The following is a 21081-nucleotide window of genomic DNA, read 5'->3' as shown; positions in this document are numbered from 1 at the left end:
CCCTTAAAATTGATTTGGTTTAATTAATGGCACTTTACCATCAAATATTACATCAGCATCAAGTTTATATACTTTTTTAAGTAATTCTGCATTTAGGATTTCCTTGGGGAGACCGGTTGCGACAATTTCCCCTCCTTGCAGAACTACCATTGAATCACAATACATCGCTGCATATTGGAGCTCATGAAGTACCATGACAATGGTCATTTTAAACTGTTGATTCAGTTCTTTTAGCAATGACATCAGTTCAATTTGGTGTCCGATATCCAAGTAAGTCGTCGGTTCATCCAAGAGCAAAATATTCGTTTTTTGAGCAAGTGCCATCGCAATGCGGACACGTTGCTGTTCTCCTCCCGATAATGTTTGCACAAGACGATCGCTCATATGAGTAATACCAGTTACCTTCATTGCCCAGTCAATGATTTCATTGTCTTCTACGTTCTCACTTTTCATCATTTTTTGATAAGGTGTTCTTCCATACGCAACCATTTGTCGCACTGAGAACCCCGGCATCCCCTCCTTTAGCTGAACGAGCATAGCTAACTCTTTCGCTAAATTCTTTCTTGTATAGTTATTGATACTCTCATGATTTATAAGAATATCTCCTCGGTTAGCGGATATAAGTTTCGCTACCAATTTTAATAGTGTCGATTTACCCGATCCGTTCGGTCCGACAATCCCTGTAATTTGCCCTGTTGGAAATGTCAGATGGATATCTTTTAATTGAAAATTCCCTTGCTTATACGCGACTTGCTGCAAATCTATCATGCAGAAACCCTCCTCTTCCTTAATAAATAAAGAAAGAATGGTGCACCTATGCAAGCGAGCAATATCCCAACAGGTAACTCAATTGGGTCAAACAATGTTCTTGCTACAGTATCGGCAAAAGCTACTAAACTAGCTCCACCTAGGATTGAAAATGGTAAAAGATAGCGATAATCTTCACCAATAATTAATCGAATCATATGAGGTACGACTAGACCAACAAAACCAATTAACCCTCCAACACTGACCGCGGTTCCTGCTAAAAAAGAGGCCAACAATATCATTTGCAATCTTGCCCACTCTACATTTTGACCAAGTAGTTTTATTGTTTCGTCACCTAAAAGCATAAGATTCGCTTTCTTAATAGCAAAAAAAGAAAGCAGTACACCAATAACTGCATATGGCAACATGAATTCAAGATGATACCAACTGCGCCCATTTAAGCCACCAGATAACCACGAGAGAACAGCTTGCACTCGGTCACTATATATGACCATAACACCATTCATTAACGCACCTAAAAGGGCATTCATTGCTACACCTGCCAGAATAATTTTCACTGGAGAAGCGCCTTTTTCCCATGCTAGTAAATAGATGAGTATCGTTGTTAGAAATGCGCCAATAAATGCACCTGCCGGCAATAAATAGCTGTAAGCAGGAAAAACGAGCATCGTTATGACAGCAAGTAAACCGCCACCAGCAGAAACACCAATAATCCCCGGGTCTGCCAATGGATTTTTCATCACACCTTGCAACAAAGCCCCCGAGGCAGCAAGACATGCGCCCACTAGTAAAGCAACTAGTACCCTTGGTAAACGTAAATCGAATATAATCGTCTGATACATTTCCACCCCATTTCCTTGAAAAGCTTGGAGGATTTCAACTAACGGTATGGAAATAGCTCCGAAGGAAATACCTGCATAGATAGATAGTAGTGTAAGGACAATTAGGACCACGAAAGTCAACACGACTTTCCTATTTTTTACTACATTCAATGATGGTTCACTTCACTTTCAACTTCTCTGAGAGAAAACTGACTGCTTCCACAACCCTTGTGCCAGGATTTGTACCAAATAGGTCAGCAGGTAACACTTCAATTCTGCCGTTTTTCACAGCTTCAATAGAGTTCCAAGCTGCATTTTGTTGCATTTCTTTTATAAACCCATCCCTCACCTCTTCGGGATTCCCGTGGGTCATTAACATGACAAAGTCAGGATTTGCTTCAATAATTCTCTCTGTATTGATTTGCGCATATTGTGGGAAACTCTCTAACGCTTGATAATCTGCAGCAATATTCTCACCGCCTGCATGTGTTAGGATATCCCCACTTAAGGAATTCGGTAGAGCGGCCATATATGTTCCTGGCGCACCATAAACAAGTAAAACGCGAGCTGCAGTCGATGGCTGTTCTACCTCTTTTAACTTCGTTTCTAGATCTGACCTTACACTCTTCGCCTCTTCTTCTTTATCTAACATCGATCCATAAAGTGAAATTTGATTCATTATGTCTTCAATTGAATTAGCTTCTGTTAAAATTACTTCTGCTCCTAATGATTCCAATGAAGGTACATCTTTTTCATTCAACGTTCGATTGGCTAATATTACGTCAGGTTTCAGTAATGCTATTCTCTCTAAATTAACTTCATGTGTGGAGCCAATTTGTTGTTCTCCCTCGGCTTCTTTAATCCAAGTATCGGCATTCGGTCTGCCAACTACCTTCTCTCCCAATGAATAAATAATATCGACATCACCATTGCTTAATGCGGCTATTTTAGTCGGCTCCTCAACAAAACCGATTTCCCTACCAGCAAAATCTTCTATTGTATATGACGATTCTACTGAAGAGGAGACCGCATGTTCTATATCTTGTACACCACAGCCTACTAAACTAATGGATGTGCCAAGCAAAAAAGCGCCTAACCATTTTCTCATCACTTTTTATCCCCTTTCTACTAACTTCGCATGGACAACTAGCCTTCCTTCTGTTCGATCTAAAGAGTAATCACAAGTTGAAAGGGTGACAATTCTATCATTTCCTGTTATTTGCACATCTGTCTCATGTACAGACTTTTCCTTTAGCGAATGAATAAAGTCGCCATATTCTTTGTCAGATGAAAAATCTGTATCAATATAATAAAAATCAGTCTTCGTTTGATAAACAGAGAAAACTTCCAAATCATAGCCTTGATAAAGCGTATCGTAATAGATGACTGGGTGCTTATTAAAGAAAGATGAATCCAAATACTTCTTCAAACCAGCGAACATTGTACCATCCTTCATTCGATGTCCATATATGACCGTATTAAGATCCTCCTCATCGCTGATATTATTGCGATAATCCATGAAGATACTTCCAGCTCTAGTTTCTTCTCGCAAGTAATTTCTTGTTAAATAGTAGTCATTATCCCGTGTTTGTAATATCGGATAATCAATCGCTGTATCGTCAACCGTAATCCAGCCTATAATATCTTCATTTAATTCTTTTAATGGTTCAAACTGCGCTCTTAATCCCGTTGTTTGCGTATTTGGCTCATGTTCATCTGCCCGATAAATCTCTTGCACATTATTCATGTTTTGCCTGTTCTCATAATAGTCATAAAAAATGAGAAAAAGTTGTGAACCAGCATAGAGGAAAACACCAATAGCCAAAAGGTTAACTAATGTTTTGAGCATTTTCATTGTCATGTTCCTAAAGGAACTAAATACAGTCCCGTACGAATATTATGCTCTACACAAACATCTACGCCATATATATCTTTAATTAAGGATTCGTTGACGATTTCTTGGGGCAGACCAGATGCAACAATTTCACCATCACACATGACAATAAGCTGATCAGAATAGCGTACTGCCTGATTAATATCATGAAGAACCATCACAATCGTTAAACCGTATTCTCGGTTAAGTAATTGAATCAGCTCTAATAATTCCAACTGATAATACATATCCAAATACGTTGTTGGCTCATCAAGGAAAAGCATTTTTGTTTTCTGCGCTAACGCCATCGCTATCCAAACTCTTTGCCGTTCTCCGCCAGATAATTGATTCAACTGCCGCTCTCGTTTGTCTTCAAGCTTGGTTAATGAAATTGCCCAATCGATGACTTCCTCATCCTCTAAGGACAACTTTTGAAAGGCTCGCTTATATGGTAATCTACCAAAAGCAATGAGCTTCTCTACTGTTAAATCTATCGGCGCTTCATTTTGCTGGTAGACTGTTCCTACTAACTTTGCGAACTCCTTTGCTTTAAAGTGGTGTATTTGTTTGCCATCGATCATTATCGATCCAGCTGTCAACTTTTCATCTCTTGCTAATAATGATAATAGCGTTGATTTACCGGACCCGTTAGGCCCTATAATGGTAGAGATTTTCCCTGCTGGAAAAACCCCAGTATTGTCTTTTAATATTTGTTTTTCCTTATCGTATGAAAATTGAATGGATTTAAATTCCATAAATTTTATCACTCTTTCTTAATAGAAATATTAAGAACGGCCCACCGATGACAGCCATAATCGTCGAAGCTGGTATCTCTAGTGGAGCGATTAGCGTACGACCTAGTGTATCAGCCGTCAAAATTAATAATGCACCTGCAATAGCAGAAAATGGGATTAATCGTTTATGATCCGTACCGATTAATTGCCTAGCAATATGAGGAACGAGTAAGCCAACAAATACAATGACTCCGGCAACAGACGTTGCAACTGCAGCTAAAAGTACAGCGATGGCTGATATCATTATTCTTGAGACATTGACATTCATACCTAAATTCTTAGCCTTTTTATCTTGCAATGCCAATAGATTACACCATGGACTGACTAAGAATGCTAGCACGAGACCAAGAATGCCATACATGACAATGATTTCAACCTCTGCCCATGTTTTCATTGTTAACGTAGAGCTATTAGATGGACCGAGGGCGATATTGAAATAACTGCAGATCATTAAGAGTGCTTCTCTTAATCCTGTAAACATTGCGCTAACAGCAATACCCGTTAAGATAATACGTAAAGGACTTAATCCTGATTTCCAGCTCATAGAATAAACGAGAAAACAAGCGATACTTCCCCCAATGAAAGCAAATAACGGCCCACTTATATATAAGCCCGGAAGAAACAACATACCAAACAAAGAAAAGAAGCTCGCCCCGGCAGAAATCCCAATGACGCCTGCATCAGCTAATGGATTCCTCATTACCGACTGAAACAACACTCCCGCTACTGATAGGGCGGCACCAGCAAACATTGCAACGATAATGCGGGGATAGCGTAAATCGCGAATGACAGCTACTTCCTCATTTCCTCCATAAAACAGGTCCATTATTAATTCTTTGATCGTGACAGATACACTTCCACTTAAAACAGAAAAGCCCGTCACTACTAACAAAAGAATGGTTACTATTACAAAATAGAAATTTTTTTTATTCATAAGCTTCTTCCTTTTAATCTACGTATAGTATGTCTACAAGCTCATCAAGTGCGTTTGTTACATTCAAATTAGCGGTTGTGGCAAATAAAGGTTCCCTCAGATCGTATACGCGATTATTTTTAACTGCATTAAAATGTTGCCAAATATTATTGTCTTTGAACTCACTATTAAACATTTCAACTACTTCATCGGGCATCCCATGTGATAATCGCAAAATGACATCAGCATCTGCTTCATGTAAATACTCTGTATTTGCTGATATATATTCTTCGTTAAAGCCAGTAATTGCGTTCTCACCACCAGCAACCTTCACTAAATTACCTACATAAGAGTTTTCTGTTGCCACTAAGTAGCTTCCAGGAATCCCGAGTAAGATTAGTACTTTTGGAGATTGATATTGTGCGGTTTTTTCTTGTACCTCTTCAATTTTACTTTCAACGTTTTGAGATAGAGCTTCTGCTTGAGCTTCACGATGATATGTACCTCCTAATTCCTTGATTGTTGTGATCATACTTTCTACACTTTGAAAGTTGAGAAATTCTGTTTCAATTCCTGCATTTACAAACGAGTCCTTCAAGTCATATTCTAATGTAGTCACTGATAAAACCTTATCAGCATTTAATGTTTTAATGACCTCCATATCAGGCTTCATAGGATTTCCAACCTCGACAACATCTTGATATCGTTCAGGTAGTGGAAATGAAGTGGTAGGTATTCCGACTAAATCCAGCTCCAGTTCGTTCATCACTTCTGCTATAGCAGTAGTTGTTGCAACAATTCTTACTTTTTCCTCTTCTGTTTGACCTTCATCTTTCGCTTCCTTCTCTTCACCTGCAGTCTGTCCGCCTGCACACCCAGCAATGAAAAATAATAGCATGATGCAAAATGTTAGTTGAATTCTTTTCATAAGAAACCTCCAAATGGGACTGCTGTTCAAAATGCGAACAGCAGTTTATTACTAAATTCCTTACATACCCATTCCTTTTAATCTGTATTTTCTAAATAAATAGAATCCAGACAAAAGAAGTAATGCTGCATAAATGCCTACTTGAAGATAATTTAATGAATCACCTGTTTTTACATTGGTTACATTTTTTTGATTATCTTTTGGTTGTTCTTGATTATCATTACGGTCAAATGGCAAATGACTATCATTGTTATTTCCACTTCCGCTACCCTTATCTTCCCCAGGAGTGATTGGAGGGGGTGTTTGACCATTACCATCATCGTCAATTTCAACATCCAAGCTCGATACATCTAACACAAATCGAACAGGATAAAGATGTGGTGCACCAATGGCTTCAATAGCAGCTACATATGTTTCTTGGATTGCTTCGATATCAACTGATAATACACGTTCTTCAGCTTCTTCGTCTCTACTTATTTCTTCTAAAGCTACCTTTTCACCAGCAATATCAAATTCAATTGTTCCTAACGTATCAAGCCCCGTCACTTGTGTAAATTGCAGGGAATACTCACCGTCATTTACAGTTAATAAAGCTTCATCCGCAAAATATTTCGCAAATGCAGATTCCGTATCAGAATCTACACCAAGAATAGATAATGGTAATGGATACTCACCATCTGCTAACACATCATCATTTGGTGCTGGCTCATTATCACCTGGTTCTTCTGTGCCTGGTTCTTCAGTTCCCGGATTCTCTCCTCCAGGTTCTTCAGTTCCTGGATCATTTCCAATTGGTTGGATGCTGTCTACATCATACTCAAGTGCTACATCATGAGTACTACCATAAGACATAACCATACGTAAATTAGTCAATTGGTTCACATCTGCTATTTGGAATTTAACTAGTTTTGTTTGTTCTGCAGCGTTCTCACTTACTACTTCTACATCTTCAAAAACATCATTTAATTCTGATTGAAGATTAGTAATTACATGACTTGCCCCTAAGTTGAAAGAAATATAAGGAACACCCTTTGCAATCGTTAACGTCGCTGGGCTTTGGAAAAATCCTGCCCAATTTGCAGGTGCTGGTTGCCCATCATATAACACTTGATATTTGATTGTATATTGACCATCTGCTAACTCTTCATTTCCTGGCTCTTCAGTTCCCGGTTCTTCTGTGCCTGGCTCCTCAGCTCCCGGCTCTTCTGTGCCTGGCTCCTCAGTTCCCGGCTCTTCTGTGCCTGGCTCTTCCGTTCCTGGCTCCTCAGTTCCCGGCTCTTCCGTGCTTGGCTCTTCTGGATTTGGTTCTTCAGGTTGATCTAATTCAACAGTAGTAATTGAATTTTCATCAAAAGAAAGTTGAATGGTATGGGTTCCGTAAGACATGAATAATTTCACATTTGTTGATTGATTCAGTCCATCAATAGGAAATTGATATACTCTTGAGGCCTGGTCTTCACTTACAACTTGGGCATCTTGATAGGTACCATTGGACTCTGTTTGTATCTTTTGCATTACTTGGTTGGCACCATTAATTTTTATCGTGATGCTTAATGCTCCATCTTTTGCTATTAATGATGCAGGATTTTCAAAAAAGCTATTCCAGCTTGCATTAGGCTGACCATTATATAAAATTTGATAATTAATGGTATACTTCCCATTTGCTAAATCTTGCGCAGCATTTACTTTTATTGGTGAGGCATTTTGTAAAACAGCTAAGGCAAGGACAAATAGTGCAACTGTTACTCTTAATAAGCGTTTCATATTTAACCCCTTTTCATTTGTTTTTGATAAGTGAATAAAATAAATAAAGCTGCACCGATAGCTAGTAGAACATAAAGTTGAACATTGTCTCCAGTCTCTGGATTAGCTACAACTTCTTGTTCTTGATTCTGTCCGCTGGTATTATTATCTTCTTCACCACCAGATGAAGCAGGTGCTGTTTCTTGATTATTCGTTGCCGCCTCAATTAACTTTGCATTCGCTTCATCAAAAGACAGTCTAATAGAATACCAGTGATCATAAGAGGCATCTGCAACGACATGAATTTTTGCATTTACAGGTTGAGAAATACTATTTACTGTAAACTGAACTGTTTCATTTTCACCGCTAGTTGATAGCACAGATACATTTTTTGATTCAACTTGGAAATCTTTAATCATGCTGCTCGTTGTTGTTAATTGGACCGTTATTTTGCCACCTTCTACTTTTACTTTTGCTGGCTTAGCAAAATACCCATCTGCCATGGATGCTGAGCCACTATCTGGTTTAATAACTGAGTACGACACAGAATATGTACCATCAGTTAGTGCAGCTGACGTATGTAGGGCTGGAGTAATGACTAAGAATACAATTACTGATAAAAGTAGAGCCGAAAACTTTTTGACTAACAAAAATATACCCTCCTCTATATAATTGATTATCATTCTCAATTATATTGAAATAAAAAAACTTATCTTCACCCTTATACAATAAGCCATAGGAATTTAATTGATTATCATTCTCAACTTTATACAAAAAAATAATATGCCTCCTTCCCCTTTATGGACTAGGTAATTAGGATGATAACCGTTACAACGTAATTGTAGTTGATAATGATTATCATAGTCAATTGTTTTTTCGCAAATATTTAACATTTTTTTCACTTCTTTCGTTCAACACCAAATATTGGTCTATATTTTGGTCGAATGAATACTACCCTACTTTGTCAAGAAGCACATTACTATCTACTTGATTACTAAGCTAAAACATACTCACCTTTTATAGATAGCAAGTATCTTATTTGTGACTTTCCCATATACTTCTTCCTATTTTCTTAGATTTATTTTCCTATTCCGGGTCTAAAGCGTTACGCATGATTTTGCCCAGCTCTCATTTCCGTGAGTGATGCGACAAAATTCCTTTTGCGCGCTTTACAACAAAATGAAGGTATTGTTTTATATGGTGTATGCTAGGTTCTCCTTCTGGTACTGAAGTAAATATATTTAGTTTTTTTACAGCTGTTATTATCTCCACAAAAAAACCTTTAACAACTAATGAACAAATAGTGGTTAAAGGGTTTTTTAAACAGTTAGTTTCCTTGGAAATTCGGCTTTCTTTTCTCTGCGAAGGCTTGTAATGCTTCCACTCTGTCTTTTGTTGGTAGTAACACTTCATAAGCTTTTCTTTCAATATGTAATCCTGTATGTAAGTCAGTATTCATTCCTTGTTTAACAGCAAACTTTGCTTGTTTAAGTGCGATTGGGCCATTATTAAGCATTTTACTCGCAAATTGTATGACTGTATCTAACAATATATCTTCATTACATACCTCATTTACGATACCGTATTGCTGTGCTTCTATGGCTGATAACCTCTTCGCTGTTAGTATTAATTCCATTGCTTTTGTTTCACCAATTAAGCGAGGAAGCCTCTGCGTCCCTCCTGCTCCAGGAATAATAGCTAGACCTGTTTCAGTTAAGCCTACCTTAGCAACATCCGCCGCAAATCTAAAATCACAACATAGAGCAAGCTCTAAACCGCCACCAAACGCAAAACCATTAATAGCTGCAATCGTCGGCTGAGGCAACTCTGCAATCATATTAAAAACGTCCCCCATTTTATATAGGTTTCGCCTTACTTCCTCATCGGTAAGATTTCTTCTTTCTTTTAGGTCTGCACCAACACTAAATGCACGATTGCCCGTCCCAGTTAAAATAACTACTCTCACCTCTGGGTTTGCTCGAACATTTTCTACTTGCTGTTGTAACTCAATTAACGTTTCATAATTAAATGCGTTTAACGCATCAGGACGATTTAATTTTATTGTAGCAATATAATCGTTGATATCTAATTGAATTTGTTCCATACTCTAGCTCCTTTTCTTTTTTAAAAAATATTCATAACAATATTCGCCACTAAATCATGAAAACCCTTTCAAATATAAAACAAAGCCATTCACCTTAAAAAATTACATAGGAAAAACTAGCCTTCCCTATGAAGAAAAGCTAGTTACCTTCTTTATAAACCTTTAATATAGTTATCTACGATTTTGTTAAAAACATCAGTTTCCTCTAGAAAAGGGCAATGACAACTTTCCTCAAATATATGCAGCTTTGCATTCGGTAAAGCATTTAAAAGATGCTTGCCTGCCGCTACTGGTATCAACTTTTCTTCCTTACCAAAGCATAGAAGTGTGGGAATGTCGTAATCGGGTAGAGAGCTACGATAATCAACGACTGATTGATCAAACAGAATGGCACTTGCAACGGAAGCAGGTAATCTTGTCGTTTCTTCAAGCATCCAATCTAGCTCGCTTAGACTTAATTCTTTTTTAAACATTAGTGGAATGAAGCCTTTTAAAAAGGCTTTTTGGTCTCTTTGCACTTCTCTCATAAAACTAGTTAAAGTCTCCATATCAAAGGCGCCTATTGAGAAATCAGGCCATTTAAAATCGGAGGCAAGTTCATCTACGATTACTGTCGATTTAATATGTTTATCACCAAATAACTTTAAGTACTCCCATATGACAAATGCCCCCATCGACCAGCCAACAAGGGTCACATTCTCTAGTTTTAAATTTGTGATAAATTGTCTAATATCTTCGGCATACTGTGCAATGGTATGGCCATGATGGATTTTTTCTGATTGACCATGTCCTCGTAAATCTGGTATTAACACACGATAATCAGTCTTAAAGTATTCTATCTGCTTTTCAAAGAATCGACCACTCATCCATACACCATGAATAAAAATGACTGGTTCACCATTACCTACATCTTCAAAATAAATACTTGTACCGTCACTTAATTTCATTATTGTCACATCATCAACCTCCATTTTAAAAAATTCAATAATAATATAATCTATGCCTCAATCTATAAAAGTAGTGGCAAAACAATAGCTAAAATTTATCTTCTCTTATTTATTATACAACTCTAAATTTTATAAAAATATTGTATCTCAAAGTTTTTTCAAACAATTAAAGGAGCCGAACAAACAGGAGTTGTTCGGCAAAAAATATATTTTCAGTTATTTTAGTTGTAACTCCTTTATAGACAATAAAGAATGCAGACGATTTAATTCTTTATCTAATCTTTCCTTTACATGATTTTCGACAATAAAACGATGTTCTTCTGTTCTTTCAATCTCTTTATCTAAAACATATACACCCTGAAGGACTGTTTCTGCTCCTAAACTGGATATAACTGGTTTCAATGCATAATCAATCATAAGTAAATGTCCGAATGAGCCCCCTATCACAAGCGGTAATACAGATTTATCAACGAAGCCTTTTTGAGGTAATAAATCCAAATAAGCTTTTAGTACACCTGTATAAGAGGCTTTAAATACTGGTGTTAATATAATTACAGCATCTGATTTTTCTACTTTTTCATTCGCTGCGATAATTGCTGGGCTATCAAATTTTGCATGAATTAAATCTTCAGCAGGTAGCTCCCTTACTGTAATTTGCTCATATGGCACGCCCTTTTTGTTTAAAAAAGCAATCGCTTCTTGCTCTAATCCGTTTAAACGGGAATTGTTTGATGTGCTTCCCGATATGATTACAACATTTGTCATCTTCAGACGCCTCCTATTTTGTAACTGTCAACTTACTAAATTTTTTACCATAATGATGCTCTGGCAAATGGTCATACCCAAATAAATTCTTTCTTAAAGTACCTTCTTCATACTCTCTTCTTACGAGCCCCCTATCTTGTAGGATTGGAATGACATGCTCAACGAACTCTTCGAATGTACCTGGAGTGACGGCATATGCAACGTTAAACCCGTCAACTCCTGTCTCTTCTTTCCATCCTTCTAATTGATCAGCAACAGAGTGTGCTGTACCAACAGCCACTTGACCCATCCCGCCAACACCAACAAATTTGGCAATGTCATCGACCGTCCAACTCTTTGTAGAATCTATATTCGTAAATGTTTCAACGATTGACTGAATGGCGTCATTTTTAACGTACTCGATTGGTTGATTTGCTTTATACTCTGAGAAGTCGATACCACTCCACCCCCCAAATAACGCTAATGATCCTTCATAACTAGCATGGTTTTGATAGTCCTCATACTTAACTCTAGCATCTTCCTCTGTTTCACCGATAATAGGCGTGACGAGAGAGAGAATCTTTACTTCACTGGGGTCTCTCCCCTCCGCTCTTACTGCTTCCCTAATTTTATCGACTATTACTTTACCGGCTTCTTTTGTGGGCACACTTATAAAGACCAACTCTGCATGTTTAGCAGCAAACTTTCTCCCTCTTGTAGATGCACCCGCTTGAAAAATAACCGGTGTCCTTTGCGGAGAAGGTTCACATAGATGTGCACCTGGCACCTTAAAATATTTCCCTTCATGGTTAATATCGTGAACTTTACTTGGATCTGTATAGAGCCCTTTTTCCTTGTCTAAAACCACTGCGTCGTCTTCCCAGCTTTGTTCCCACAGTTTATATGTGACATCTAAATATTCATCAGCTATCTCATAACGTTCATCATGGCTGATTTGTTGATCTAGTCCTATATTTAGTGCGGCACTATTTAAATAAGATGTGACAATATTCCAACCTATTCTTCCTTTTGTTAAATGATCGAGAGTGGACATCCTCCTTGCAAATACATATGGATGTTCAAAACTAGTTGAAACCGTTAGACCAAACCCTAAATGTTTTGTTACTTGCGCCATTATAGGAACAACGAAAGCAGGATCATTAACTGGCACTTGTACCCCTTGTTTAACCGCTGCTTCTCTAGAATTTTGATAAACATCATATGTACCAAGCACATCTGCCAGGAAAATGGCATCAAAACGTCCCTTTTCAAGTACTTGAGCCAAATGTGTCCAATATGATATGTCTTTATAAGTGGAAGATTGATCATCCTTATGTGTCCATAGTCCTGGTGATTGATGCCCAGCGCAGTTCATATCAAAAGCATTGAGGTACATTCTTTTCGCGGTCATTTTTAATTCTCCTTTAGTGATCATATTTTATAAAAAACTCATCAAGTGCTTTACTTAAACCACCTTTTCCAAATTTGATTCTCGTTTTATTGTTTCGATTTTCAATTTGATTCGAGGCAAAATCCAAAAACGCGATGACGAACAGTCTCCTAACAATTATTGAATGCAACCCTTTGTCATAAAGCGATTGTTCAACCGTATGGAAGATTCCTTTATTAATATTAAAAGATTGACAACACCATCTAATAAAGTGAAAGTCAGGTAGATTCAAGTACATGCAGCCTGATAGGTTTTTAGCTACATTGGGTGCTTGATTACTAATTGTTGACTGCATGTAACTCACTCCTTTTCATTTGCTCCATTCCATCATTTTTTATTTTGTTGTTTCTTTTTCAGAGCAAATCGTTTCTTCTCGGTAATGTCAATTTGGGTAATATCCCCTTCGTGTACAGTAATGGTGACACAACCATATTCGAGTTCCTTTAATGTTGTGAGAATGGTATGAATTTTATCTTGATCAATGTGTTTTTCCATAAAATTCTCCTTTATGGGACTTATTTTAGTCTTTTTACAAGCTCCTCTATTTCTGTAAGTGTTAACTGTTCTAATTCATGTCGCTTGAACTTTATTTCATCTATAGTAAGCATAAGGTTGATTAAGGTTTGTTTTCTCTTTGCTATCGCTTTTTGTAAAAACTTAGCCAACCTCTTTCCCCCCCCACTCGGTGTTCTTTTTTTCTTCATTCATCGTATCTAGAAATTCTGTTGTATCCTGAATAATTTTGGTCTGATCATAATCCATGGATGCTACATGGTATGAGTTGTAAAGGACTCGAAGCCATTTATGATCTGTTTGAATTTCGATAAAAATACGATCTGTATTCTCTGGAGGTACGACATGATCATGGATAGACTTAAAGCATAATATTGGGCAATGAATTTGAGATAAACTTTTTCCTGCGTCACTCATTACCTTTTGTAAAGAGTGAACTGCTTTTACCGGAATATTATCGTAAGTAATTTCATGTATAGTCGGATTTTTGATATCTGGGCTACCTTCGTCAATATAGTGTTTCTCATCGTAATATCTTAAATACTCGTAATCTGGTAATGTCAGTGCAGTATTAATTAGGATCAGACCATCCAGCTCTCCATATTTCTTAGCTAACAACAGCGCTAATGCACCGCCCATAGATTGACCTAAACAATAGACTTGTTTGCACTTCTCCTTTAATTGCTTATAAGCTGTAACAACATCATTGAACCAATCATCATAACCATATAACTCTAAATCTCTGCTTTTTGTTCCATGTCCCGTGAGCCTTGGGGCATGAACAGTAAAACCCCTATTTGCAAGTTCCGCACCCAAGTCCTCAATGCTCTGCGGTGTTCCAACAAAGCCATGAATGAGGAGAATACCAATGTCCCCACCTTCATAATAAAAAGAATCTGCACCTGGTATAACTGTTGATTCTACTCTTTTCATTTTTTCGTCCTCCTTTATATTGCAACATTTTGGTGGACAATGGTTGACTACCATTGCCGATTTTTCCCGTTGATGTAAATCTAGCTGCACTACTGCCTTTGGAGGTCCAATCAGCAACTTTAATTCCAACTTAACAAATAGGTTTAATCAGTTTAAAAACAGCATTTGTATAGAGGAGATCATCCCTTGGTGATTAAATCATGCAAAATAAAAAACCTCTTCTGACAAGAAGAGGTTAAAGTTCCGTTCTTTATCTCTCCTTATCTTTCAAGCAACAGCTTGCTGGAATTGGCACAGTGCAATAAATTGCCTGTTGCCGAGGCTTCAAAGGGCCAGTCCCTCCACCTCTCTGGATAAGAAAAATCATATTAAATTTTATATCATTTACTCTATAATATTTATCAATATTTGTCAATTATTTTTTAAAAATTAAGATGATTTACTCATTCGCCCATCCATTCTGGCTTATGAAAACCTTTAAAGTTTTCTTCAATTACTTTTGCAAATTCCTCCGACTCTATGGCTTCAATGATATCCTTTGCCATTTGGGCGTCCTTATCTTCTTTACGAACAACAATCCTATTTTGGATTTCCTCAGGAATTTGATCCCGATAAATGGCTGTTGTTAAATCTAATCCTGCAGCAACCGCAAAGTTACCATTAACAGCAGCAAGATCAACTGATTCAAGAGACCTTGGCAGTTGGGCTGCATCTACTTCATGGAATTTCAAATTTTTCGGGTTAGATAATACATCATTTACTGTTGCATTGACTGGGTTTATATCATCTTTCAATTCTATTAAACCAGCATCACGCGCAACTGTTAATCCTCTCGCTAAGTTTGTAGGATCATTAGCAATGGCCATCGTGCTGCCATCTTTCACTTCTTCAAGGGAGTTGAATTTTTCTGAATAAATACCAATTGGAGCTGTAGGAACAGAAATAATATCTACTAGATCCATCCCTTTTTCAGTGTTAAAATTCTCTAAGTACACTTTATGTTGAAATAAATTACCATCCAAATCTCCACTATCTAAAGCAATATTCGGTTGAACATAATCATTAAATTCCTTTACTTCTACTTTGTACCCTTTTTCCTCAAGTAGTGGTGCTACACCTTGCTCAAGCATATCACTATAAGGAACTGTCGCCCCTAAGACCATCTCTTTCTTTTCTTCGCCGGATGAACCTGATGTCCCACATGCACTTAAAACAGTGCAACAAGTCAGTACAAAAAATAATAACCAAACTTTTCTCATACCCTTCACCTCTTATTTTAATTATTTATCTTTTCACCTTTACGATATTTACTTCCTGGATGACCACTCGGTAAAAGGGGCGAGCCATGAGTAAAAAGCTTTTCTCTTAACGTACCCTTTTTGTATTCCTTTTTATATAAACCACGTTCTTGTAGAATCGGAATAACAAGCTCAATAAAATCTTCCAAATCTGCTGGCGTTACTAAATGATTTAAATTAAAACCATCGACACCAGAGGCTTCAAACTGATATTGAATTTGGTCTGCTACTTCTGATGGATTGCCGACAATTATATTGTCTCTATCTAATCCTTCTAATTTTGAAATCGCTTCTTTAATCGATAGTTTTTTCTTCGCATCTTTCGTTAATGAAGCAGCTTTATAATGCCCATGCTCTGTAGCTTTAAATTCAAATGGGTTATCTAACTCATCCTTTGTAAATTCCGCAACATTATAACCGCTTGCGCCCCCAAACTGTGCTTTCGCTGCATCTGCACTCCATAATTGGTTGTATTCAGCAAATTTCTCTTCCGCTTCTTCAGTTGTCTTACCTACGATGACTGTTAGGAAAGTGAATATTTTAATATCTTCCGGATTCCTGCCATATTCTTCCGCTTGTTTTCGAATATCCTTTGTATAATGTCTTACTCTTTCAGGTGTTGGCCCACCTACAAATACACATTCTGCATGTTTTGCTGCAAAAGCACGTCCTTTAGGAGAAGTCCCTGCTTGATATAAAACAGGTGTTCTTTGTTGTGACGGTTCTGTTAAATGCGGTCCTTCGACATCAAAATATTCTCCTTTATGGTGAATTTCATGGATTTTCTTACGGTCGATTAATACCCCTTGTTCTGTATCTTCTATCACTGCTCCATCTTCCCAGCTTGATTCCCACAGTTTATAAACGACATCCATATATTCATCGGCAATTTCATAACGCTTATCGTGTTTGATCATATCTTTGAAACCAAAATTTCTTGCTGCATTAGGAAGATAAGAAGTAACGATATTCCATGCCACTCTTCCTTTTGTCAAATGATCTAATGTGGAAAACCGTCTTGCCTGCCCAAAAGGTGGCTCATATGTTGTACTCACCGTTAATGCAAATGACAGATGCTCTGTCACTGCTGCCATAGCAGGGATGACAAACGCCCCATCATTAACAGGAAACTGTAATCCATCGTTAATTGAAGGTTCTTTACTTTCTTTATACGTATCATAAACACCTAATACATCCGCAAAAAAGACAGCATCGAATTTTCCCTTCTCGAGTGTTTTGGCTAATTCCATCCAATAATTAATATCTTTATAGGCACGATGTCGTTTGGAATCTTTATGCTTCCATAGCCCATGAGAATTGTGCATTGCACTTGTCATTTCAAATGCATTCAATATCATTTGTTTTTTATAACTCATACTGCCATTACCTCCTCTAATACTTCTACAAAAGAAGCATAATAATGTATTTATCAATTGTGCTAAGAATGTTTATCGCTTTTGGTGGTCCAATCAGCCATAAAAAAACCTCTTCCAAAAAGGAAGAGGTAACGTACGCTCATAAATATTTCATTCTCTTCCTATCTTTCAAGCTAAATGCTAGCTTGCTGGAATTGGCACAGTACTTGCAATGCTAAGTCTGTTGCCGAGGCTTCGTAGGGCCAGTCCCTCCACCTCTCTAGATAGTGGTTATTTAATTGATATAGTTACTCTAAAATATTTAGAATCTTTTGTCAACATGTTTTTTAACTTATGCTTCCTGATTTTCTAGTACCTTTTTCTTAAGAGCACGTCGCAGTATCTTTCCTGTTGTATTCTTCGGCAATTCTTCTAAAAATTCTATAGAGGAAGGAATTTTGTATTTGGCTAACTTTTCTTTACAATAAGTCAATAAATGTGCCTCTGTTAAATTTTCAGTTTTAGGTACAATATAGGCTAAAACTTTTTCTCCTGTATTCTGATCAGGTACACCTAAAACAGCCGCTTCTACAATGTCAGGATGGTCATAAAAAACCTCTTCTACTTCCCTTGGATACACATTATAGCCACCAACAATTATCATATCTTTCTTACGGTCAACAATGTAGAAGTATCCTTCTTCGTCCCTCTTAGCTAAGTCACCTGTATATAACCAATTTTCCTTTAAACAGGCAGATGTTTCTTCAGGCATTTTGTAATATCCTTTCATAACGTTAGGGCCTTTCACAACAAGCTCCCCTACTTCACCTACAGCGACCTCTTCTCCTAATTCATTAACTACTCTATTTTCAACATGAATAATAGATGTGCCAATCGACCCCGGTTTCCGTGGACGATCTAGTGGGTTAAAGCATGTGACCGGAGAAGCTTCTGATAAGCCATAGCCTTCAGAAATAACCACATTGAATTTCTTCTCAAAATTTTCTAACAATGCAACAGGAAGTGAAGCACCTCCAGAAATACATAATCTCATAGATTGGAAGACACCAGGGTTGCCTTCAGGATATTGATAAAGAAAATTATACATTGTAGGCACGCCGGCAAAAACAGTTGGCTTGTATTTTTCCGCTAAACGGAAAATTTCTTTCGGACTAAATTTAGGGTCTATTAAGATTGTTGCTCCACTTATCAGAGGTGCATTCAGAGCAACAGTTAAGCAAAACACGTGAAACATAGGTAAGGTTGTAATCACCGTATCACGTTCATTAATCTGCAAATAGTCCGCGACATCACTCGCATTACTATACAGGTTACGATGAGTTAACATGGCTCCTTTAGGTTTGCCTGTTGTTCCTGATGTATAGAGTATAATCGCGACATCATCGGGTGTAACATCTGCATCAACAAATGTTACATCTCCATTGGAAACAAGCTCTGAAAACGATTTCAATTTAGGAAATACCGACTTATCTCCCAGAGCTGGAAGTCCACTTGTTTGACCGGTTTCGCAGACAATATAATGCTTAATATCTGTTAATAAATGATGCATTTTTTCTGCTAATGGTAATAATTGCTCAAGCATAATCACCGCTTTTACATCACCATCTCTTAAAATATAGCCAATTTCTTCAGGCGTATAGATAGGGTTTATCGGTATGACCTTTGCTCCTAGCTTTAACGCACCATATAAACTAATAACAAAATGCGGCGAATTACCAAGTAGCAAGGCAATATGATCACCTTCTTTAATACCTAATGACGAAAGTCCTGATGCAAACCTTGTTACTTGTTCATCGAGCTTTGCGTATGTACATGCTTGATCCATAAAATAATACGCATTTTTTTCCCCATTTTCTAAGGCAATCTTGTGAAGCTGACTTGTTAAATTCAAGTTTCTCCCTCTTTTCTGAATGAATAGTCATTCATTTTTATAATATAAATTTTCTAAATTTATTATATTAAAAGAAATTTCAGGATTCAAGTAGTCTACGGATATCTACTCTATTTTTTTCTTTATAATAAAATAAAAAGCATAAAAGTTCTTCATCCTAAACGGTGAAAATACTTTCATGCCTTAGTAAAAACAGACTGATACAGCTCTAATAAACTAAATTTACAAAGTCTTCTATAGTGATATTACCGAAATAATGTTTTATATTTACACCAGCTAGCGCCTTTTCAATTTCGCTTTTTTCGTAGCGGATGCCTTCTAACTTTTCTTCAATATCGGTTACATCTCCGACACCAAAGAAATCACCGTAAATTTTACATTCAGTAATTTGTCCTTTTGTTACATTCAGTCTAATGTCAATAGAACCCACTGGGAATCTTTTAGAATGCTCATAATCAAATTTTGGTGACTTGCCATAGTTCCACTCCCAATTTTGATATCTTTGTTCTGAGATTTTGTGAATTTCTTCCCAGTCTTTTTCTGTTAGGCGATATTCACTTACTTCACTACCTTCAAAAATATGATGTAAAATTAGCTGTCTAAATTCTTCGATAGAAATTTTTTCAGTTAAAAATTCAGAGATGTTTGCTACCCGGCTACGAATAGATTTGATTCCTTTTGATTCAATCTTATCTTTTCTCACTTTAAGTGCAGAGACAACATTTTCAATTTCTGAATCGAGCATTAATGTTCCATGGCTAAACATTCTCCCTTTTGTAGAGAACTGTGCATTTCCAGAAATCTTTCTCCCATCTACTGTCAAATCATTTCTACCGCTTAATTCTGCATTTACACCTAACTTTTTTAGAGCAGTAATTACTGGTTCAGTGAATTTTAAGAAATTATGAAAGCTTTCGCCATCATCCTTTGTGATGAAACTAAAGTTTAAATTACCAAGATCATGGTATACAGCACCGCCACCAGATAAACGGCGCACCACATGCAGTCCATTTTTTTCAACGTATTCTGTATTGATTTCTTCAATCGTATTTTGGTTTTTACCAATTATGATAGATGGTTTATTTATGTAGAACAATAGATATGATTCATTAATATCTAAATTCTTCAACGCATATTCTTCAATAGCTAAATTAATGCGAGGATCTGTAATTCCTTGATTATCTATAAATTTCATGGTACCACTCCTTTAAATTTCAAAAGTCATGCCAAATGCGGCTAGACTAATCGGTCCTTTGTACTCTGTTAAAGCTTCATCCTTTAACGATTCTATATTACCATAATGGGGCAAATGGGTTAATAGAAGATGCTTCACTTTAGCTATTTGTGCTAACCGACCAGCATCATAGCTATTCATATGTCCCGCATTTTTACCTTCTTGATGTCCATAAAAATTACACTCACATAGAAGTATATCTGCTTCATGAGCAAACCCTTCTAACTCTTCTTTATATGAGGTATCACCTGTATATACAATTACTTTATTATCTACTTTTATGCGCATCGCAAAGCATAATACAGGGTGGTTAGTCCGTTGAAAAGTAATTGTAAAGGGGCCAACTGTTAATGGTAGGCTCTCTTTAATAGGTACACCTTCTGAGATATTTTTATAATTTAATTTTTGGAATTCATATTCATTTTCATCATGCCCATAAATCGGTAAAATACTTGTTTTTTTTCCTAAGTACCCTTGAATTAAACGAGCATGTTGAAGTACACCTATATCAGCATGATGATCTGGGTGGTAGTGGGAAAGTATGACTGCGTCTAACTCCTCTGGTTGTTTAATCTCTTGCATTTTGGATATAACAGCACTTCCACAGTCAATTAATAATGTAAAATCATCATGCTCTAATAAGTACCCCGCAGTTGCTTCTCCCACTTTTGGATAACCTCCACATGCACCTATAACCGTTAACTTCATTGCATTTCCCTCCTTTTGATTCATCTCTAACTATACTAAATAA

General features: G+C 37.0%; 22 protein-coding genes and 2 riboswitches. All 22 genes read right to left on the bottom strand.

All coding sequences use genetic code 11. From position 1 onward, the window contains the following. Positions 1 to 3 precede the first annotated feature (3 nt). Complete coding sequence (locus tag MKX78_RS07870; protein ID WP_095369878.1) at positions 4 to 768, bottom strand: ABC transporter ATP-binding protein; 765 nt, start codon at positions 766 to 768, stop codon at positions 4 to 6. Continuing rightward, complete coding sequence (locus tag MKX78_RS07865) at positions 765 to 1730, bottom strand: FecCD family ABC transporter permease (RefSeq protein WP_307318687.1); 966 nt, start codon at positions 1728 to 1730, stop codon at positions 765 to 767. The genes MKX78_RS07870 and MKX78_RS07865 overlap by 4 nt, the downstream gene beginning before the upstream one ends. A gap of 37 nt (positions 1731 to 1767) precedes the next feature. Further along, positions 1768 to 2697, bottom strand: a complete 930-nt coding sequence (locus MKX78_RS07860) for an ABC transporter substrate-binding protein (RefSeq protein WP_307318690.1) — start codon at positions 2695 to 2697, stop codon at positions 1768 to 1770. Positions 2698 to 2703: 6 nt separating this feature from the next. Then, positions 2704 to 3444: a class B sortase gene (gene srtB / locus MKX78_RS07855; RefSeq protein WP_307318692.1), complete on the bottom strand. Its 741-nt coding sequence runs from the start codon at positions 3442 to 3444 to the stop codon at positions 2704 to 2706. Positions 3445 to 3446: 2 nt separating this feature from the next. Then, positions 3447 to 4217 (bottom strand): ABC transporter ATP-binding protein, encoded by a 771-nt coding sequence (locus MKX78_RS07850; protein ID WP_307318695.1) that lies wholly within the window; start codon positions 4215 to 4217, stop codon positions 3447 to 3449. After that, positions 4207 to 5190 (bottom strand): FecCD family ABC transporter permease, encoded by a 984-nt coding sequence (locus MKX78_RS07845; RefSeq protein WP_307318697.1) that lies wholly within the window; start codon positions 5188 to 5190, stop codon positions 4207 to 4209. The genes MKX78_RS07850 and MKX78_RS07845 overlap by 11 nt, the downstream gene beginning before the upstream one ends. Before the next feature lie 13 nt (positions 5191 to 5203). Then, on the bottom strand, positions 5204 to 6097 hold the full coding sequence (isdE, locus tag MKX78_RS07840; protein ID WP_307318700.1) for a heme ABC transporter substrate-binding protein IsdE: 894 nt from the start codon (positions 6095 to 6097) through the stop codon (positions 5204 to 5206). A 60-nt stretch (positions 6098 to 6157) separates the two neighbouring features. Then, on the bottom strand, positions 6158 to 7861 hold the full coding sequence (locus MKX78_RS07835) for an NEAT domain-containing protein (RefSeq protein WP_341050413.1): 1704 nt from the start codon (positions 7859 to 7861) through the stop codon (positions 6158 to 6160). Positions 7862 to 7863: 2 nt separating this feature from the next. After that, positions 7864 to 8490 (bottom strand): NEAT domain-containing protein, encoded by a 627-nt coding sequence (locus MKX78_RS07830; RefSeq protein WP_157733747.1) that lies wholly within the window; start codon positions 8488 to 8490, stop codon positions 7864 to 7866. 677 nt (positions 8491 to 9167) lie between these two features. Beyond that, positions 9168 to 9944: an enoyl-CoA hydratase-related protein gene (locus MKX78_RS07825; RefSeq protein ID WP_307318708.1), complete on the bottom strand. Its 777-nt coding sequence runs from the start codon at positions 9942 to 9944 to the stop codon at positions 9168 to 9170. A 152-nt stretch (positions 9945 to 10096) separates the two neighbouring features. After that, entirely contained in the window at positions 10097 to 10900 is an 804-nt protein-coding gene (locus MKX78_RS07820; RefSeq protein ID WP_180316986.1) for an alpha/beta fold hydrolase, read from the bottom strand. Positions 10901 to 11107: 207 nt separating this feature from the next. Beyond that, positions 11108 to 11656, bottom strand: coding sequence for an NADPH-dependent FMN reductase (gene ssuE / locus MKX78_RS07815; RefSeq protein ID WP_095369889.1), 549 nt, complete (start codon positions 11654 to 11656; stop codon positions 11108 to 11110). A 13-nt stretch (positions 11657 to 11669) separates the two neighbouring features. After that, the gene (locus MKX78_RS07810) at positions 11670 to 13046 is read right to left on the bottom strand and encodes an LLM class flavin-dependent oxidoreductase (RefSeq protein WP_307318715.1); all 1377 of its coding nucleotides are present in this window, start codon (positions 13044 to 13046) and stop codon (positions 11670 to 11672) included. A gap of 13 nt (positions 13047 to 13059) precedes the next feature. Continuing rightward, a complete protein-coding gene (locus tag MKX78_RS07805) occupies positions 13060 to 13380 on the bottom strand; it encodes a hypothetical protein (protein ID WP_095369891.1) in 321 nt (106 codons plus the stop codon). 32 nt (positions 13381 to 13412) lie between these two features. Beyond that, positions 13413 to 13580, bottom strand: coding sequence for a YezD family protein (locus MKX78_RS07800; RefSeq protein ID WP_095369892.1), 168 nt, complete (start codon positions 13578 to 13580; stop codon positions 13413 to 13415). Positions 13581 to 13600: 20 nt separating this feature from the next. Further along, entirely contained in the window at positions 13601 to 13750 is a 150-nt protein-coding gene (locus MKX78_RS07795) for a hypothetical protein (RefSeq protein ID WP_157733748.1), read from the bottom strand. After that, positions 13743 to 14531: an alpha/beta hydrolase gene (locus MKX78_RS07790; protein WP_095369893.1), complete on the bottom strand. Its 789-nt coding sequence runs from the start codon at positions 14529 to 14531 to the stop codon at positions 13743 to 13745. The genes MKX78_RS07795 and MKX78_RS07790 overlap by 8 nt, the downstream gene beginning before the upstream one ends. A 257-nt stretch (positions 14532 to 14788) precedes the next feature. After that, a riboswitch (SAM riboswitch) is annotated at positions 14789 to 14891 on the bottom strand. Between the two features lie 83 nt (positions 14892 to 14974). Continuing rightward, positions 14975 to 15790 (bottom strand): MetQ/NlpA family ABC transporter substrate-binding protein, encoded by an 816-nt coding sequence (locus MKX78_RS07785; RefSeq protein WP_095369894.1) that lies wholly within the window; start codon positions 15788 to 15790, stop codon positions 14975 to 14977. 17 nt (positions 15791 to 15807) lie between these two features. Then, on the bottom strand, positions 15808 to 17205 hold the full coding sequence (locus tag MKX78_RS07780; RefSeq protein ID WP_341050408.1) for an LLM class flavin-dependent oxidoreductase: 1398 nt from the start codon (positions 17203 to 17205) through the stop codon (positions 15808 to 15810). 158 nt (positions 17206 to 17363) lie between these two features. Further along, positions 17364 to 17475, bottom strand: a riboswitch (SAM riboswitch). 61 nt (positions 17476 to 17536) lie between these two features. After that, positions 17537 to 19096 (bottom strand): fatty acid--CoA ligase family protein, encoded by a 1560-nt coding sequence (locus MKX78_RS07775; protein ID WP_095369896.1) that lies wholly within the window; start codon positions 19094 to 19096, stop codon positions 17537 to 17539. A gap of 208 nt (positions 19097 to 19304) precedes the next feature. Further along, entirely contained in the window at positions 19305 to 20291 is a 987-nt protein-coding gene (locus tag MKX78_RS07770; protein ID WP_095369897.1) for a lipoate--protein ligase, read from the bottom strand. Between the two features lie 12 nt (positions 20292 to 20303). Continuing rightward, positions 20304 to 21038, bottom strand: coding sequence for an MBL fold metallo-hydrolase (locus MKX78_RS07765; RefSeq protein ID WP_307318727.1), 735 nt, complete (start codon positions 21036 to 21038; stop codon positions 20304 to 20306). Between the last annotated feature and the right edge of the window lie 43 nt (positions 21039 to 21081).

The organism is Cytobacillus sp. FSL R5-0569 (genome assembly GCF_038007265.1).
Taxonomy (GTDB): domain Bacteria; phylum Bacillota; class Bacilli; order Bacillales; family Cytobacillaceae; genus Cytobacillus; species Cytobacillus kochii.
The sequence above is the reverse complement of the archived record's forward strand: the minus strand, read 5'-3'. Positions and strand labels throughout refer to the sequence as shown.

Excerpts from the sequence above, each read along its gene's own strand:
- MKX78_RS07870 (WP_095369878.1), bottom strand. The coding sequence starts at position 768 with ATGATAGATTTGCAGCAAGTCGCGTATAAGCAAGGGAATTTTCAATTA.
- MKX78_RS07860 (WP_307318690.1), bottom strand. The coding sequence starts at position 2,697 with ATGAGAAAATGGTTAGGCGCTTTTTTGCTTGGCACATCCATTAGTTTA.
- srtB (WP_307318692.1), bottom strand. The coding sequence starts at position 3,444 with ATGAAAATGCTCAAAACATTAGTTAACCTTTTGGCTATTGGTGTTTTC.
- MKX78_RS07850 (WP_307318695.1), bottom strand. The coding sequence starts at position 4,217 with ATGGAATTTAAATCCATTCAATTTTCATACGATAAGGAAAAACAAATA.
- MKX78_RS07845 (WP_307318697.1), bottom strand. The coding sequence starts at position 5,190 with ATGAATAAAAAAAATTTCTATTTTGTAATAGTAACCATTCTTTTGTTA.
- isdE (WP_307318700.1), bottom strand. The coding sequence starts at position 6,097 with ATGAAAAGAATTCAACTAACATTTTGCATCATGCTATTATTTTTCATT.
- MKX78_RS07835 (WP_341050413.1), bottom strand. The coding sequence starts at position 7,861 with ATGAAACGCTTATTAAGAGTAACAGTTGCACTATTTGTCCTTGCCTTA.
- MKX78_RS07825 (WP_307318708.1), bottom strand. The coding sequence starts at position 9,944 with ATGGAACAAATTCAATTAGATATCAACGATTATATTGCTACAATAAAA.
- ssuE (WP_095369889.1), bottom strand. The coding sequence starts at position 11,656 with ATGACAAATGTTGTAATCATATCGGGAAGCACATCAAACAATTCCCGT.
- MKX78_RS07810 (WP_307318715.1), bottom strand. The coding sequence starts at position 13,046 with ATGACCGCGAAAAGAATGTACCTCAATGCTTTTGATATGAACTGCGCT.
- MKX78_RS07805 (WP_095369891.1), bottom strand. The coding sequence starts at position 13,380 with ATGCAGTCAACAATTAGTAATCAAGCACCCAATGTAGCTAAAAACCTA.
- MKX78_RS07800 (WP_095369892.1), bottom strand. The coding sequence starts at position 13,580 with ATGGAAAAACACATTGATCAAGATAAAATTCATACCATTCTCACAACA.
- MKX78_RS07790 (WP_095369893.1), bottom strand. The coding sequence starts at position 14,531 with ATGAAAAGAGTAGAATCAACAGTTATACCAGGTGCAGATTCTTTTTAT.
- MKX78_RS07785 (WP_095369894.1), bottom strand. The coding sequence starts at position 15,790 with ATGAGAAAAGTTTGGTTATTATTTTTTGTACTGACTTGTTGCACTGTT.
- MKX78_RS07780 (WP_341050408.1), bottom strand. The coding sequence starts at position 17,205 with ATGAGTTATAAAAAACAAATGATATTGAATGCATTTGAAATGACAAGT.
- MKX78_RS07770 (WP_095369897.1), bottom strand. The coding sequence starts at position 20,291 with ATGAAATTTATAGATAATCAAGGAATTACAGATCCTCGCATTAATTTA.
- MKX78_RS07765 (WP_307318727.1), bottom strand. The coding sequence starts at position 21,038 with ATGAAGTTAACGGTTATAGGTGCATGTGGAGGTTATCCAAAAGTGGGA.